This window comes from Streptomyces sp. NPDC037100 (assembly GCF_055606225.1).
The window spans coordinates 1-15,621 of record NZ_JBVJSX010000011.1 but is presented as its reverse complement, the minus strand read 5'-3'; the positions used below and the strand labels follow the sequence as shown (position 1 = coordinate 15,621).

Here is a 15,621-nt window from a genome sequence, read left to right as displayed (position 1 = left end):
GGATGTCACTGCGACCTGAGGACCGTGAGCGTGCCCCCGCGGATGTCACTGCGGCCTGAGGGCCATGAGCGTGCCCCAGCGGATGTCACTGCGACCTGAGGACCGTGAGCGTGCCCCAGCGGATGTCACTCCGGCCTGAGGGCCATGAGCGTGCGCTCACCCGCGGGGTCGCCGGCCGTGGCCGGGACGAGGGCTATCTCGTCCAGTCCGGCCTCGGCGTAGGCGGCGATACGGGCGCGCACGGTGTCGGCGTCGCCGACGAGGGCGACCGTGCCGGCGGCCTCGGCCGGTAGGGCCCGCAGCAGCGTGTCGGCGTCGGCGCCCTTGGCGGCCAGCTCGACGACCTCCGCGAACCCCGCGTCGACGAACACGTCGCTGTAGCCCGGCACCGCGAGGTAGCCGACGACGCTGCGCAGGACCTGCGTGAGCGTCTCCGGCTCCGGATCGACCGCGGCGGGGAGCCAGGCGGCCAGCCGCGGCGGCGTACGGCCCGCCTTCTCCGCGGCCGCGAGCATCCGGCCGCGCAGCATCCGGACCTGCTCGGGCGAGACGAGGTCGAGCAGCATCCGGTCGGAGTACGCGACGGCGGCGGCGACCGCCCGCTCCCCGAACGCCGCGACGGTGACCGTGCCTCCGGGCGGGGGCAGCCGGCGCGGGAAACCGCTGCCGGGCACGACAGGCTCGCCCGGCACGCTGTCCATCAGCGCCCGTACGGCCGCTGCCGACTCCGCGAGGGCCGCCGCGGGCCGGGTCCGCGGCCGGCCGTGCACGCCCTCGACGACCCGCTTGCTGGAGGTGCCCAGGGCCACGCCGACGGGCCGGCCGGTGACGGCCGCGGTGGAGGCGGCGCCCCGGACGATGGTGAGCGGATCGCGCACCGACACCGGCACGGGTCCGGCGGTCAGCGCGACCCGCTCGGTGGCCGCTCCGATCCCCGCCGCCAGAACGAACGAATCCCACGTGGGTCCCTCGCCCGCCCAGACCTCCCGGTACCCGAGCCGGTCGGCGAGCACCGCGACCCGCAACGGCTCCTCGACCGGACTGTCGTCCTCCCGGCCTACCGCCACCACGCTCATGTCCATGACGGCGCCGTACCCGGTCGATCACGCGCTAATCCGGGGAGATCCCCCCGCGGGATCCGGAAGGTGATCGTTTCGGAGCCCCGCCGGAGATGTCCGGGACGCACCCACGCGGGTAGCGTCCGGCACATGGACAGCGGGACGGACAGCGCGCACGACACCCAGGGCGCCGGGATCACCGTGCGGCGGGCGCTGGAGCTGCCGGGGCTGCGCAGCGGGCTGCCGGAGGTGCTGGCGGGCGCCGAGCGGCTCGGGCGGACCGTGCGCTGGGTGCACGCGGGCGAGGTGCCGCACATCGCCTCGCTGCTCAAGGGCGGAGAGCTGCTGCTGACCACGGGCTACGGTCTCGGCACCCGGCCCGCCGAACAGCGGGCGTTCGTGCGCACCCTGGCCGAGCGCGGCATCGCGGCCCTCGTCGTGGAGCTCGGGCCACGCTTCACCCGGCTGCCCGCGGCCCTCGTCGACACCGCACGCGCGGCCGGGCTGCCGCTGGTCCAACTGCACCGCGAGGTGGCGTTCGTCACGGTCACGGAAGAGGTCCACACCGAGATCGTCAACGGCCACTACGCCCTGCTGCAGCGGGCCGAGGAGGTGCACCGGCGGTGCACGCAGGCCGTACTGGGCGGCGGCGGTGTGCCCCAGGTCCTCGGCATCCTGGCCGACTTCGCCGCCAACCCCGTGTTCCTGGAGACGGCGGACGGACAGTTGCTGTACGCCGCCGGGGCCGGTCCCGAGGGCGCGGACCCGCTCCAGGTGTGGGAGGGGCTGCGCGGCCAGCACAAGGACGAGCCGCCGCTCGCGGGGTCGGTCCTGGTGGACGTGCCGGGCGGCGGACCCGGCAGCGGGGGCGTCCGGGCGCGTCTCGTCCTGCTGCCGGTGCGCACTCCCCTGGCGCCGGTGCACCGGATGGCGGCCGAACGGGCCGCGGGCATCCTGGCCGTGGTGCTGATGCAGGCCCGCCAGGAGGAGGAGCTGGCGGCCCGCGGGCGGGGCGACTTCCTCACCGACCTCGCCGAGGGCCGGGTGACGGCCGAGGACGCCCCGGCACAGGCCCGCGTGCTGGGCTTCCGGCCGGGCGAGGGGCCGCTGCTGCCGGTGGTCATGCGGCTCGGGGAAGCCCTGTCCCCGGGTGGGGGAGGCTGGGCCGTTCCGGCCCGGGCCGTCTCGGAGGAGCTGGCCTCGGTGGGCGTGCCGGTACTGCTCGGCGTGCGGCCGCTGGAGGGCCGGGTGCTGGTGCTGCTCGGGCTGCGTGCGGAGTCGGAGCGGGCGGCGGTCGCGGACCGGGTCGCGGCGGCGCTGCGGGCGGGTGTGGGCCGGGCCGGGATACCGCGGCCGGGCGGGCAGCCACCCGTGGTGGTCGTGGGTACGGCCGGTGGCTGGCCGGCGGCGGCCTCGGGCCTGCGGCACGCGGCCGAGACGGCCACGGCGGCGCAGGGGCTTGCGGACCGGCCCTGGTACGACGCCCGTCGGCTGGACATCGACCTGCTGCTGTGGCGGCTGCGCGACCATCCGGACCTGGCGGCCTTCGTCGACCGCGCCCTCGGCCCGCTGCTGGAACACGACCGCCGTTCCCGGCCGGCGCTGCTGCCCACGTTGACGACCTACCTCGCCCATGCGGGACGCAAGGCGGAGACGGCCCGGGAGCTGCACCTGAACCGGCAGACCCTGTACAACCGCCTGGCCCGCATCGGGGAGTTGCTGGGCACGGACCTCGACGACCCGCAGACGGTCCTCGCCCTGAGCCTGGCCCTGCGGGCCCGCAGGCACGTCCTCTAGGGGCCGGGCGTCTCTAGGCGAGGGGGCGGGGTTGCGTCAGCTCGTCGTACACACTGAGGACCTGGGCGACCGTCTCGTCCTCGGTCGGCCAGGTGGCGGCCTGCCGGGCGCCCTTGGCGGTCAGCAGTTCCCGGCGCGCCGGGTCGTCGAGCAACCGTACGACGGCGTCGGCGAAGGCCTTCGCGTCGCCGTACGGGACGAGTTCGGCCGCGTCGCCGACGAGTTCGGGGATGCCGCCGACCTCCGTCGCGACGAGCGGCACGCGCGCGTGGAGGGCCTCCTGGGCAAGGACGGAGCGGGCCTCCCAGCGGCTCGGGAGCAGGGCGAGGTCGGCGGCGGCGAGCAGGTCGGAGATGTCGTCGCGCCGCCCGAGGAGCCGGACCGGCAGCCCTTCCTCCTCGATCCGGCCCTGGAGTTCACCGCGCAGCGGCCCTTCCCCGGCGATCACGACCAGCGGCACGGGATCGAGCCGGCGCCAGGCACGCGCGGCGTCCAGCAGCACGTCGTACCCGCGGTGCCGTTCCAGGGAGCCGACGGCCATCAGCAACGGCCTGCCGATGGCGCCCAGTTCGGCGCGCACCTTGGGCCGCAGCCGGTCGGGGTCGTCGGGTTCGCGGGGACTGCGGGGGCCGGGCAGCGCGACGGCCGCGAGCCGGGCGTCCCGCGCGCCGGTGAGCCGGGCCCGGTCCACGAGCGGCGAGGTCGTCCCCAGCACCACGGTGGCCGCCTTCACGACCCTGCGCTCCAGCACCCGCAGCATGTGGGCTCGGGCCCCGTCGGCGTGCGCCCGGTCGTGCCACGTCACCACCAGCGGTGTGCGCACGCGCCGCCCACTGAGGGCGAGGACCGTACGGAAGGAGGCGTGCAGCCCGTGCGCGTGCACCAGATCGGCATGGGCGCAGGCCGCGCGCAGGGCCGCCACCGACACCGGGTCGCTGCTGCGCGGCACGTGCACGTGGTCGGCGCCGACTCCGCTGAAGTCATAGGCGCGATCGGCCTCGTAAGGGGCGCACACCGTGACTTTCACGCCCCGCGCGACGAGCCCCGCGGCCAGCGAGCGCACATGCGCACTGCTGGCGGCATTGCCTCCGCCCAGCACCTGCACGGTGCGCAGCGGCAACTGGCCGTGCGGTGAGTGGCTGCTCACGGGGGTCACGTGGCCGGGCTCCTGGTTCGGGTCGGGCGGTCACGACGCGTACTCCGCCAAGGATGCCAGGACATACGGGGGTTCCGGGAACGCCGAAGCCCCCGTGACGCGGCAGCGGGGCGCGGCACCGGGGGTGTGCGCCGGGCCGGGTCACCCACACGAGTGAAATCGGGTGACCCGCCCGGCCCTTCCCGCACCACCGTCGGTGCACCGCTCCCGACTAGGCGTCCGCCCGGGCCGCCGCGAGCAGCTCCTCCGCGTGCGCCCGGGCCGTCTCGGAGTCCTCCTGACCGGCAAGCATGCGGGACAGCTCCCGGACCCGGTCTTCACCTTCCAGGACCTTGACGCCGGAGCGGGTCACGGACCCGTCGTTGGTCTTCTCGACCAGCAACTGCCGGTCGGCGAAGGCGGCCACCTGCGGCAGATGCGTCACGACCACGACCTGCGCGGTCTTCGCCAGCCGCGCGAGCCGCCGGCCGATCTCGACCGCCGCCTTGCCGCCGACCCCTGCGTCGACCTCGTCGAAGAGGTACGTCGGCACGGGATCCGTCCCCGCGAACACGACCTCCACGGCCAGCATCACCCGCGACAGCTCACCGCCGGACGCGCCCTTGGCGATCGGCCGGGGCGGCGCGCCCGGGTGCGGGGCCAGCAACAGCTCGACCTCGTCGGCGCCCGCCGGACCGTAGGCGACCGGACGGCCCCCGACCTCCACGCCGTCGGGGTCCTCGGTCTGCCGGATGTCGAACGACACGCGCGCGTGCGGCATGGCGAGCGAGGCCAGCTCGGCGGTCACGGCGGCGGCGAACCGCTCGGCGGCCTCTGTCCGGGCATCCGTCAACGCCTGTGCCAGACCGCCCAGTTCGGACCGCAGGGCGTCACGCTCGGCGGTCAGCTCCCCGATCCGCTCGTCGTCGCCGTCGAGTTCGGTGAGTCTCGCGGCACTCTGCTCGGCCCAGGCCAGCACGGTGGCGATGTCCTCGCCGTACTTCCGGGTCAGCCCGGTGAGCGCGGCCCGCCGCTCCTCGACGGCCGCGAGCCGCAGCGGATCGGCGTCCAGGTCGTCGGCGTACCCCGCCAGGTCCCCCGCCGCGTCGCGCAGCAGGATCCCGATCTCCCCGACGCGGTCGGCGAGCGCGGCCAGCGCCGAGTCGTGAGACCGTACGGCGTCCAGGGCCCGCTGGGCGCCCGCCACGAGCGTCCCGGCGTCGACGCCTTCCGGGTCCTCCGGGTTGCCCGCGAGGGCGGCGTGCGCGGCCGCTGCGGCGGATGCCAGCGCCTCGGCATGCCCGAGCCGCTCGGCCTCCTCGGCCAGCTCCACGTCCTCACCGGCCCGGGGTTCGACGGCGGCGATCTCGTCGAGCCCGAAGCGCAGCAGGTCGGCCTCCTGGGCACGTTCCCGCGCCCGGGTGGTGATCTCGTCGAGCTCGGCTGCCACCGCCCGCAGCCGCTTGTACGCCTCGCCGTACTTGGCCAGCGGCCCGGCGACCGCGTCGCCCGCGTACCGGTCGAGCGCCTGGCGCTGCCGGGACAGCTTGAGCAGCCCCTGCTGGTCGGTCTGCCCGTGCACGGCCACCAGCTCGTCCGCGAGCTCGGCGAGCACGCCCACGGGCACGCTGCGCCCGCCCAGGTGCGCCCGCGAGCGCCCCTCGGCCGAGACGGTACGGCTGATCAACAGGGCCCCGTCGTCCAGCTCGGCCCCGGCCTCCTCGGCGCGCACCGCGGCCGTGGCGTCGCGGGGAACGGTGATCCGCCCCTCCACGACGGCCTTGCCGGCCCCGATCCGCACGAGCGCGGGGTCGGCCCGCCCGCCCAGCAGCAACCCCAGGCTGGTGACCACCATGGTCTTGCCCGCACCCGTCTCACCGGTGACCGCGGTGAACCCGGGCGACAGCTCGACGACAGCGTCGTCGATCACGCCCAGCGACCGTATCCGCATCTCCTCCAACACGGACACGACCTTACGAGGTCGGGGCCGCGGATTGCGACTGGCCTGCCTTTGTCACCCACGTGAGTGGCAACGCCCCTTTTCAGGGGCGCGGGGAACTGCGCGAACAACCACGATCCACCCGCACCCGCCGACCCTCAGCAACCACCCCCCGCAAACCGCTAGTGAGGCGCCCCCCGCCACCCGGAAACCGGCAGCGCGAACTTGGCCACCAGCCGGTCCGTGAAGGACGCGTGATGCAGCCGCGCCAGCCGCACCGGCACGGCTCCCCGCCGCACCTCCACCCGGGCCCCGGCCGGCAACTCCACCGTCCGCCGCCCGTCGCACCACAGCACGCCCGGCGGAATGTGTGGCAGAACCTCCACAGCCAACACAGAATCCGGCGACGTCACGAGCGGCTTCGCGAACAGCGCATGCGCACTGATCGGCACCATCAGCAGCGCCTCGACCTCCGGCCACACCACCGGCCCGCCCGCCGAGAAGGCGTACGCCGTCGACCCCGTGGGCGTGGCACACACGATCCCGTCACAGCCGAAGCCCGTGACCGGCCGTCCGTCGATCTCCAGAACGATCTCCAGCATCCGCTCGGCGGACACCTTCTGCACGGCCGCCTCGTTCAGCGCCCAGTCCGTGTGCACGATGTCGCCGTTCTGGTGCACCACGACGTCGACGGTCATCCGCTCCTCGACCTCGTACGCCTTGGTCACCACCCGGTCGACAACCTTGTCGAGGTCGTCCCGCTCGGCCTCCGCGAGGAACCCGACGCGCCCGAGGTTGACACCGAGCATCGGCACGCCCGAGGCCCGGGCGAACTCGGCGCCGCGCAGCAGCGTGCCGTCGCCGCCCAGCACGATCAGCAGCTCACACCCGTCGAGGCACTGCGGAGTGGCCTCCTTGACCAGCTCCACCTCCGTCGGCAGCGGCAGGTCACGCGCCTCCGCCTCCAGGACGCGCACGCCGAGACCGGAGCGCAGCAGCCCTTTCACGACGAGCTCGGCACTGCGCACGGCCGCGGGCCGGCCCGTGTGGGCCAGCAGGAAAACAGTACGAGCTCGGTTCTCGGTCAACGCGGCCCCTCCGCCACTGCACGGTCTGCCTCTGCCGGGTCCAGTTCCGGTGCCCCGGACCGCAGCCACAGAAAGTATTCGACATTCCCCGACGGCCCGGGCAGCGGACTGGCAGTCACGCCCTTCACCCCGAGCCCCAGCCCCCAGGCCTTCTCGGCCACCCCCCGTACCGCTTCGGCCCGCAGCTGGGTGCTGCGCACCACTCCCCCGCTGCCGAGGCGCTCCTTGCCCACCTCGAACTGCGGCTTGACCATCATCACCAGGTCGGCGTCCGGCTTCACGCACCGCACCAGGGCGGGCAGGACCAGCCCGAGCGGGATGAAGGACAAATCCCCCACGACAAGATCCACTGGCTCCCCATCGATCGCTTCAAGCGTCAACTCGCGTACGTTCGTACGGTCCTTGACGGTGACGCGTTCATCCTTCTGCAGGGACCACGCGAGTTGTCCGTATCCGACGTCCACGGCGACGACGTGGGCGGCGCCCGCCCGGAGCAGGACGTCGGTGAAACCGCCGGTGGACGCGCCCGCGTCGAGCGCCCTGCGCCCCTCGACGGCCAGCCCCTGCGGCCCGAACACCGCGAGCGCGCCGGCCAGCTTGTGGCCGCCGCGCGAGACGTAGTCGGGGTCGCTGTCGTCCTGGGCCACCAGGATCGCGGCCGCGGTCTCCACCTGTGTGGCGGGTTTGGTCGCGACGGTCTTGCCGACGGAGACCCGCCCCGCGGCGATCAGCTGCGCGGCGTGCTCACGCGAGCGCGCGAGCTTCCGGCGGACCAGCTCCGCGTCGAGACGGCGACGTGCGACTCCTGCCACGTTCGGTTCAGCTCCTAGGTGCGTGCGGCGATCAGAGGGGGCGACCCGAAGGGTCTCGTTGAGGGGTGGTGGTCGGGTGACGGGCGGGAACCGGAGGTCCCGGGCGTACGTCGAGCGCGGTGAGCGCGTCGCGCAGCCCCCGGTGTACATCCTCGTACACCTCGAGATGCCCGTCCGTGGCGAGGTGGTCCGCGTCGCCGAGCCGGTCCAGTGCGGCGTCCACCTCGGCGTCACCGGTGGGCGTGCGGGGCACGTTCAGGGGAGCGGGGCCGGCGGGGTCGTACGCCGGCTCTTCCTCCGCCGCCGGCGGGAGCTCGGGAACTGCGTCGTCCATGCCCCGACGCTACCGCGAACCGCTGCGGTACCGTCGACCGCGATGGCCACGATCGAGGAGTGCCGCAGCGCACTCGACAAGCTCTCGGACAACATGCAGCGTGCCGAAGGGGACGTCCGCGACGCCACGGCCCTGGACCGCTCGGTGAGCTGCCACATCACGGACCTGGACGTCACCTTCGTCGGCCGCATGCAGGGCGGGCGGATCGAGGTGCACGACACCGTGCAGGGACCGCCGCCCGGCAAGGCCGAGATCAGACTCGCCATGACGGGCGACGACCTGGTGGCCCTGGTGGGCGGCGAGCTGAACTTCGCCAAGGCCTGGGGCTCCGGCCGGGTCAAGCTGTACGCGGGGGTGCGGGACCTGCTCCAGCTCAGGAAGCTTCTGTAGCCGCGGCCTTCCCTGCCGTGCTCTGAACCCGGGCCTTGCGGGCCGCCGGCACGACCAGCGGTGTGCCCGTCTCCGGGTCGTCGATCACCTGGCAGCGCAGCCCGAAGACCTCCTCGACCAGGTCGGCCGTGACGATGTCCTTCGGCGCGCCCTCGGCGATGACCCGGCCCTCGCGCAGGGCGATGAGGTGGGTGGCGTAACGGGCGGCGTGGTTCAGGTCGTGCAGCACGGCGACGAGCGTGCGCCCCTGCTCCTCGTGCAGCTCCGCGCACAGGTCCAGGACGTCGATCTGGTGCTGGATGTCCAGGAAGGTCGTCGGCTCGTCGAGCAGCAGCAGCGGCGTCTGCTGGGCGAGGGCCATGGCGATCCACACGCGCTGGCGCTGACCGCCCGAGAGCTCGTCGACGTAGCGGTCACCGAGTTCGGCCACGCCGGTCCGGCGCATGGACTCCTGGACGACCCGCTCGTCCTCGGTGGACCACTGGCGCAGGATGCCCTGGTGCGGGTAGCGGCCGCGGCCGACCAGGTCGGCGACGGTGATGCCGTCGGGCGCGACGGACGACTGGGGCAGCAGGCCGAGGGTGCGCGCGACCTTCTTCGCGGGCATCGACTGGATGACCTGCCCGTCGAGCAGCACCCGGCCCTCGCTCGGCTTGAGCATCCGCGACAGCGCCCGCAGCAGCGTCGACTTGCCGCACGCGTTGGGGCCGACGATCACCGTGAACGACTGGTCGGGTATCTCCACCGACAGCTTCTCGGCGATGACCCGCTGGTCGTAGGCGAGGGTGACGTTCTCGGCGGACAGGCGGTTCACGGTGCTCCCTTGGTTGTTCAGTCCGCTGCTGGTACTGCTCTCGGCGCGCATGCCCGCCCTCATATCCGGCCCGCCCGGCGCTCGCTGACCAGCAGCCACAGCAGGTAGACCCCGCCGAGCACGCCGGTGACCACACCCACGGGCAGCTGCTCGGAGCCGAACGCCCGCTGCGAGACCCAGTCGGCGACGACCAGCAGGGCGGCGCCCATGCACAGCGACGGCAGCAGGTTCGGCCCGGGCGAACGGGTCAGGCGCCGGGCCAGCTGCGGCGCGGTGAGCGCGACGAAGCTGACGGGACCGGCCGCGGCGGTGGCGGACGCGGTGAGCAGCACGGCCGCCACCATGAGCAGCAGCCGCACCCGCTCGACCCGCACCCCGAGGGCGTACGACACGTCGTCGCCCATCTCCATCATCCGCAGCCCGCGCGCGTTGACGAGGACGAGCGGCACCAGCACGGCGGTCAGCGCGAGCAGGGGCCACACCTGGTCCCAGTCCCGGCCGTCGAGAGACCCGGTCATCCACACGACCGCGCGGGCCGCGTCCACGATGTCGGACTTGGTCAGCAGATAGCCGTTGACCGCCGTGACGATCGCGGAGACGCCGATGCCGACCAGGACCAGCCGGTAGCCGTGCACGCCCCGCTTCCAGGCGAGCACGTAGATGGCGAGGCCGGTCACCAGGCCACCCACCAGGGCCCCGGCGGCGACCTGGTTGGCACTGCCGGAGGTCAGCACGATCACCACGAGCGCCCCGGCCGTCGCCCCCTGCCCGAGGCCGAGCACGTCCGGACTGCCCAGCGGGTTGCGGGAGATGGCCTGGAACAGCGCGCCGCCGAGTCCGAGCGAGCCGCCGACCAGCAGCCCCACCAGGACCCGCGGCAGCCGCAACTCGTTGACGATGAACTCCTGGCCCGGATTGCCCTCGCCGACCAGCGTCCGCAGCACGTCTGCGGCCGGGATCGGGAAGTCGCCGGTGCCGATGAGCACGACACTCGCCACGAGCGCCGCGAGGATCAGCAGGAGCACGACGGTGAGGGCCCGCACGTCCAGGCGTATCGAGAGCCCGCCGGTCCGCACGGCACGGTTGGTGGTCTTCACAGCTGCGCCGTCCTCCGCCGTCGTACGAGAAAGATGAACACCGGTCCGCCGAGGATCGCGGTGACGATGCCCACCTGGAGCTCCGAGGGCCGGGCCACGATCCGGCCGATGACATCGGCTCCGAGCAGCAGCACGGGCGACAGGATCGCCGCGTACGGCAGGATCCAGCGCAGGTCGGGCCCGGTGAAGGAGCGCACGACGTGCGGCACCATCAGCCCGACGAACACGATCGGCCCGCAGGCGGCGGTCGCCGCCCCGCACAGCACGGTCGCGGCCAGCATGGACAGCGCACGCGTGCGGTTGAGGTTGGCGCCCAGCGCCTTGGCGGTGTCGTCACCCATGGCCATCGCGTTCAGCGGCCGGGCCAGGACGAGCGCCAGAACCGTACCGGTCAGCAGGAACGGCAAAACCTGCGTGATGGTCGAGTTCGTCGCCGAGGCCAGCGAACCGACCGTCCAGAAGCGCATCTTGCCGAGCGCCGCCTCGTCCATGATCATCACGGCCTGGAGGTAGCCGTACAGCGCGGCGCTGACGGCCGTACCGGCGAGCGCCAGCCGCACGGGCGTGGCGCCCCGGCTGCCGCCGAGGAACCACACCAGCGCCCCGACCGCGGCCGCGCCGAAGAAGGCGAACCAGACGTAGCCGCTGAGCGAGGTGACCCCGAAGTACGTGATGGCCGTGACGACCGCGGCGGAGGCGCCGGCGTTGATGCCGAGCAGTCCGGGATCGGCCAGCGGGTTGCGCGTGAGGGCCTGCAGGACCGCCCCGGCCAGACCGAGCGCGGCGCCGGCGAGCAGCCCCAGCAGGGTCCGCGACAGCCGCTCCGCCACGACGACGTCGCCGTAGCTCCCCGAGTCCTCGAACAAGCCGTGCCACACCTGTCCGAGGGACAGCTCTTTCGCTCCGATCGCGATACTCGCCAGCGCGACGAGCACCAGGATCGCCACGGACAGGAGCAGCCCGAAGGCTCGTACCGCCCGTCGGGTCGGGGGCGCGGGGGCGGTCTCCGCGCGCTGTTCGGGGGGACTCTCGACCAACACGCAGTTAGGTTAGCCTACCCTCGCATTCCGGCAAGATTCGGTGTCCCGTGCCGCCTCGGACACCCGGCCCGGGCACTGACAGGCGCTCAGATGCCCAGCCGTGCCAGCGCCTTCCCCCCGTCCAGTGCGCACGCGCCCTCACCGGCCGCCGTCCACGCCACGGCACACAGCGCGCGCAGCCCGTCCAGCGCGTCACCTTCCCCGTCGAGCTCCAGCCGGTCCGCACCGGCCGTCGCCGTCCAGCCACCGCACCGGAAGCCGCCCTCGCCCGCCGCGACGACCTCCGGCTGACCGGTCAGCATCCCGCGCAGATCGGCGTCCACATACGTCGGCCGGTGCTGCGGCGGCGCGGCCAGCAGCTGCGCGCCGTCGGTGACACCGGTCAGGACGAGCAGCGAGTCGACCTCCCCGTTGAACGCGCCCTCGATGTCCGTGTCCAGCCGGTCCCCGACCACCAACGGCCGCTGCGCACCGGTCCGCAGAATGGTCTCCCGGTGCATCGGGGGCAACGGCTTGCCCGCGACCTGAGGCTCCGCACCCGTGGCGATCCGGACGACCTCCACCGCGGCCCCGTTGCCCGGCGCGATGCCGCGCCCGCTCGGAATCGTCAGGTCGGTGTTGGAGGCGAACCACGGCACGCCCCGCGCCACCGCGTAGGAGGCCTCGGCGAACCGGCCCCACGGCAGATCGGGCCCGCCGAACCCCTGCACCACCGCCGCCGGATCGTCGTCCGCCGACTCCACGGGCACCAGCCCGCGCTCGCGCAGCGCCACCCGCAGCCCCTCACCGCCGATCACCAGCACCCGGGCGCCCGGCGGCACCTGCTCGCTGATCAGCCGCGCGACCGCCTGCGCCGAGGTGATGACGTCCTCCGCGCCGGTCGGTATCCCCAGCTCCGTCAGATGCCCGGCCACGGTCTCCGGGGTCCGCAGCGCGTTGTTCGTCACGTACGCCAGGCGCATCCCGCCCTCCCGGGCCGTGGCCAGCGACTCGACCGCGTGCACGATCGCGCTCCCGCCCGCGTACACGACACCGTCCAGATCGAGCAGCGCCGTGTCGTACGCCTCGCTCAGGGCCTGCCCACTGGCCTCGGGCCTCGTCCTGACGCTTGGGCTCATCCCGCATCGCTCCTCGTTCGACGGCTTTCCCCCGATCATCCCCCATGGCACCGACAGCCGTACGATGCCGGGATGAACTCAGCAGGTCACTCGGAGGCAACGGTGCACCGAGGCCTGGAACTCACCCCGTTCCGAGGCCTTCGTTACGACCCCGACCGGGTCGGCAGCCTTGCCGCCGTCACATCTCCGCCGTACGACGTCGTGGTGCGCCCCGACGGCCTGCACCACCTCGAGTCGGCCGACCCGTACAACATCGTCCGTCTGATCCTCCCCCAGGCCGCCACACCCAGCGCCCGCAACGAACGGGCCGCCGACACCCTGCGCCGCTGGCTGTCCGAGGGCGTCCTGACCACCGACCCGGAACCGGGCCTCTATGTCTACGAGCAGCGGGACGGCCACGGCATGCTGCAACGCGGCATCATCGGCGCCCTGCGCGTGTCGGACCCGGCAGAGCAGCTCGTGCTGCCGCACGAGGACGTCATGCCGCACGTCGTCGCCGACCGTGCGGCCCTCATGCGGGCCACCTCGGCCAACCTCGAACCCCTCCTGCTCACCTACCGGGGCGACGACTCGACGACCGCCACGGCGGAACTGATAGAGCGCACCGCCGACCGGCCGCCGCTCCTGGCGACCACCACCGAGGACGGCTTCCACCACCGCCTGTGGTCGGTCACCGCCCCCGAGGACCTGGCCACGATCCAGACGGACCTCGGTCGGCACCAGGCCCTGATCGCCGACGGCCACCACCGCTGGGCGACCTACCGCCGCCTCCGCGCGGAGCACCCCTCCCCCAGCCCGTGGGACCACGGTCTGGTCCTCCTCGTCGACACGGCCCGCTACCCCCTCCGGGTCCGCGCCATCCACCGCCTCCTGCACGATCTGCCGGTCGCCGATGCCGTGGCCGCCCTCGAGGGCCACTTCCGCGTGCGCCGCCTCGACGTCCCGCTGTCCGAGGCCCTGGAAACACTGGCCGACGCCGCCTGCGCCGACAACGCGTTCCTGCTGGCCGGCGACGGCGCCTTCCATCTCGTCGACCACCCGGACCCGGAGCTGCTGGCCCGTACGATCCCCGCCGACCGTCCAGCGGCCTGGCGCACCCTGGACGCGACGGTCCTGCACGCCACGCTCCTCGAACACGTCTGGCGCATCTCCGAGGACTCCCCCGCCCACATCGCCTACATCCACGACACGGCGGCGACAGTCGAGAAGGCGGAACGCGACGGCGGTACGGCCGTCCTGATGCACCCGGTCCGCGAGGAGGTCGTCCGCGAGCTGGCCCGCCAGGGCGTGACGATGCCCCGCAAGTCGACGTCGTTCGGCCCGAAGCCGGCGACGGGCCTGGTACTGCGGGCGCTGGACCTCTGACAGGACGTAAGCCGGCGCCGGCACGACGCCGACATGACGCACCGACATGACGAAGGGGCGGGACCCGAGGCCTCACAGCCCGGGTCCCGCCCCTTCTCGGACGGACGTCAGTCCTTGTCGTTCTCGACCTCGTTCTCGACCTCGACCTCGTTCTGGTTCTCGATCTCGACCTCGTTCTGGTTCTCGATGTCGTCCGCCTTCGGCGAGACCGGAGCCTCGTCGTCCTCGTCCTCGACCATGGCGTCGACGAACTCCACGCCGTCCAGCTCGGCGAGCCGGTCCGAAGCGTCGGTGCTGCCGTCACGGTCGGCCTCGACGGCCTTCGCGAACCACTCCCGCGCCTCGCTCTCCCGCCCGGCGGCGAGCAGCGCGTCGGCGTAGGCGTACCGCAGGCGCGCGGTCCACGGCTGCACGGCGTTCGCAGCCAGCTCGGGGCTCTGCAGCGTCACGATGGCCGCGTCCAGCTGCCCCATGTCCCGCCGGGCACCGGCCGCGACGAGCCGCATCTCGACCTGACCGGCCTTGTCGAGCTTGTGCACCTCGGGCGCCCCGGCCATGTCCAGCGCCTTCTCCGGCCGCCCGAGCCCACGCTCGCAGTCGGCCATGACGGGCCACAGGTCGATGTTCCCGGTCATCCGCTTGGCGGCGCGGAACTCGGCGAGCGCCTCGCTGTACTTCTGGTTGGCGTACGCGGCGAACCCGGCGGCTTCCCGCACGGCGGCGACACGCGACGCCAGTCGCAGCGCCACCCTGGAGTAGCCGTACGCGCCCTCGGGGTCCTCGTCGAGGAGCCGCGCGACCATCACGAGGTTCCTGGCGACATCGTCCGCGAGCGTCTTGGGCAGGCTCTGCAGCTCCTGCCGTACGTCCTTGTCGATCTCGTCACCCGTGACGTCCTCGGGGATCGGCAGCCGCTTGATCGGCTCCCTGTCCCGCTCGCGCTCCTCACGGAACCGGCCGGGGGCACCACGCCGGTCGTCCCGGCCGCGGAAACCACCCCGGTCGCCGTCACGGCGGTCGCCGTCACGCCGGAAGCCACGGTCACCGCGGTCGTCACGCCGGGGACCACGCCCACCGCGATCGTCCCGGCCGCGGAAACCACCGCGGTCGCCCCGGTCGCCGCGGTTGTCGTCCCGACGGAAGTCACCGCGGTCGCCACGGGGGCCGTCCTCGCGGCGGAATCCGGGACGCCCGCCCCGGCCGCTGTCGTCGCGCCGGAAGCCGCCGCGCTCTCCACGGTCGTCGCCGCGGCGAACGTCCCCACGACGGTCATCCCCGCGGCGGTCGTCACGGCGCTCGTCACGGCGGTCGTCACGGGCCCGGAATCCACCGCGGTCGTCGCGCCGGAAGCCGCCACGGTCGCCGCGGTCGCCGTCGCGCGGCCGGTCCCGGTCATCGCTGCGGAAGCCGCGGTCGCGGTTGTCCTCGCGGCGGAAACCGCCACGGTCCCGGTCGTCGCGGCGGGGGAACCCACCGCGGTCGCCGTCGCGCCGTTCGCCACGCCGGTCATCACGCCGGTCGTCACGCCTGTCGTCCCTGCGGTCGTCGCGCCGGAAGGCGGGGCGCTCACCACGGTCGTCCCGGTCGTCACGGCGGAACGGCGGACGCTCACCGCGGTCGTCCCGACGGAACCC

Annotated in this window: 14 protein-coding genes; 3 read left to right on the top strand and 11 right to left on the bottom strand. The window is 73.6% G+C overall.

Annotation, left to right across the window (positions count from 1 at the left end):
- Positions 1–125: 125 nt before the first annotated feature.
- Positions 126–1,082 carry an LLM class F420-dependent oxidoreductase gene (locus tag ACZ7EG_RS30410; protein ID WP_471085777.1) on the bottom strand — a complete coding sequence of 319 codons (957 nt, stop codon included), beginning with the start codon at positions 1,080–1,082 and terminating at the stop codon, positions 126–128.
- Between the two features lie 126 nt (positions 1,083–1,208).
- Between ACZ7EG_RS30410 and ACZ7EG_RS30405 the strand changes: the two genes are divergently transcribed.
- Positions 1,209–2,855: a PucR family transcriptional regulator gene (locus ACZ7EG_RS30405; protein WP_471085774.1), complete on the top strand. Its 1,647-nt coding sequence runs from the start codon at positions 1,209–1,211 to the stop codon at positions 2,853–2,855.
- A 13-nt stretch (positions 2,856–2,868) separates the two neighbouring features.
- Here ACZ7EG_RS30405 and ACZ7EG_RS30400 read toward each other — a convergent pair whose 3' ends face one another.
- The 5 genes from ACZ7EG_RS30400 to ACZ7EG_RS30380 form a co-directional block, all read right to left on the bottom strand.
- A complete protein-coding gene (locus ACZ7EG_RS30400) occupies positions 2,869–4,011 on the bottom strand; it encodes a glycosyltransferase family 4 protein (RefSeq protein ID WP_471085771.1) in 1,143 nt (380 codons plus the stop codon).
- 211 nt (positions 4,012–4,222) lie between these two features.
- Positions 4,223–5,941: a DNA repair protein RecN gene (gene recN / locus ACZ7EG_RS30395; RefSeq protein WP_344462129.1), complete on the bottom strand. Its 1,719-nt coding sequence runs from the start codon at positions 5,939–5,941 to the stop codon at positions 4,223–4,225.
- A 170-nt stretch (positions 5,942–6,111) separates the two neighbouring features.
- On the bottom strand, positions 6,112–7,017 hold the full coding sequence (locus tag ACZ7EG_RS30390; RefSeq protein WP_366715251.1) for an NAD kinase: 906 nt from the start codon (positions 7,015–7,017) through the stop codon (positions 6,112–6,114).
- Entirely contained in the window at positions 7,014–7,829 is an 816-nt protein-coding gene (locus tag ACZ7EG_RS30385) for a TlyA family RNA methyltransferase (protein ID WP_053672289.1), read from the bottom strand. Before ACZ7EG_RS30385 ends, ACZ7EG_RS30390 begins: the two co-directional genes overlap by 4 nt.
- A gap of 31 nt (positions 7,830–7,860) precedes the next feature.
- Complete coding sequence (locus ACZ7EG_RS30380) at positions 7,861–8,163, bottom strand: hypothetical protein (protein ID WP_471085766.1); 303 nt, start codon at positions 8,161–8,163, stop codon at positions 7,861–7,863.
- A gap of 42 nt (positions 8,164–8,205) precedes the next feature.
- On the opposite strand from ACZ7EG_RS30380, the gene ACZ7EG_RS30375 reads away from it, so the two are divergent.
- Positions 8,206–8,553 (top strand): SCP2 sterol-binding domain-containing protein, encoded by a 348-nt coding sequence (locus tag ACZ7EG_RS30375; RefSeq protein WP_471085763.1) that lies wholly within the window; start codon positions 8,206–8,208, stop codon positions 8,551–8,553.
- Here ACZ7EG_RS30375 and ACZ7EG_RS30370 read toward each other — a convergent pair.
- The 4 genes from ACZ7EG_RS30370 to ACZ7EG_RS30355 all read right to left on the bottom strand — a co-directional run bounded on the left by ACZ7EG_RS30370 (position 8,537) and on the right by ACZ7EG_RS30355 (position 12,622).
- On the bottom strand, positions 8,537–9,418 hold the full coding sequence (locus ACZ7EG_RS30370; protein WP_471085760.1) for an ABC transporter ATP-binding protein: 882 nt from the start codon (positions 9,416–9,418) through the stop codon (positions 8,537–8,539). The genes ACZ7EG_RS30375 and ACZ7EG_RS30370 overlap by 17 nt on opposite strands.
- Positions 9,419–9,426: 8 nt before the next feature.
- Positions 9,427–10,464, bottom strand: a complete 1,038-nt coding sequence (locus ACZ7EG_RS30365; protein ID WP_471085757.1) for a FecCD family ABC transporter permease — start codon at positions 10,462–10,464, stop codon at positions 9,427–9,429.
- Entirely contained in the window at positions 10,461–11,504 is a 1,044-nt protein-coding gene (locus tag ACZ7EG_RS30360; RefSeq protein ID WP_471085754.1) for a FecCD family ABC transporter permease, read from the bottom strand. The genes ACZ7EG_RS30365 and ACZ7EG_RS30360 overlap by 4 nt, the downstream gene beginning before the upstream one ends.
- 86 nt (positions 11,505–11,590) lie before the next feature.
- Positions 11,591–12,622, bottom strand: a complete 1,032-nt coding sequence (locus ACZ7EG_RS30355; RefSeq protein WP_471085751.1) for an HAD hydrolase-like protein — start codon at positions 12,620–12,622, stop codon at positions 11,591–11,593.
- A 72-nt stretch (positions 12,623–12,694) separates the two neighbouring features.
- On the opposite strand from ACZ7EG_RS30355, the gene ACZ7EG_RS30350 reads away from it, so the two are divergent.
- Complete coding sequence (locus ACZ7EG_RS30350) at positions 12,695–13,987, top strand: DUF1015 domain-containing protein (protein WP_471085748.1); 1,293 nt, start codon at positions 12,695–12,697, stop codon at positions 13,985–13,987.
- A gap of 107 nt (positions 13,988–14,094) precedes the next feature.
- Here the strand turns inward: ACZ7EG_RS30350 and ACZ7EG_RS30345 are convergent, their stop codons facing one another.
- Positions 14,095–14,898 (bottom strand): tetratricopeptide repeat protein, encoded by an 804-nt coding sequence (locus tag ACZ7EG_RS30345; protein WP_471086470.1) that lies wholly within the window; start codon positions 14,896–14,898, stop codon positions 14,095–14,097.
- Between the last annotated feature and the right edge of the window lie 723 nt (positions 14,899–15,621).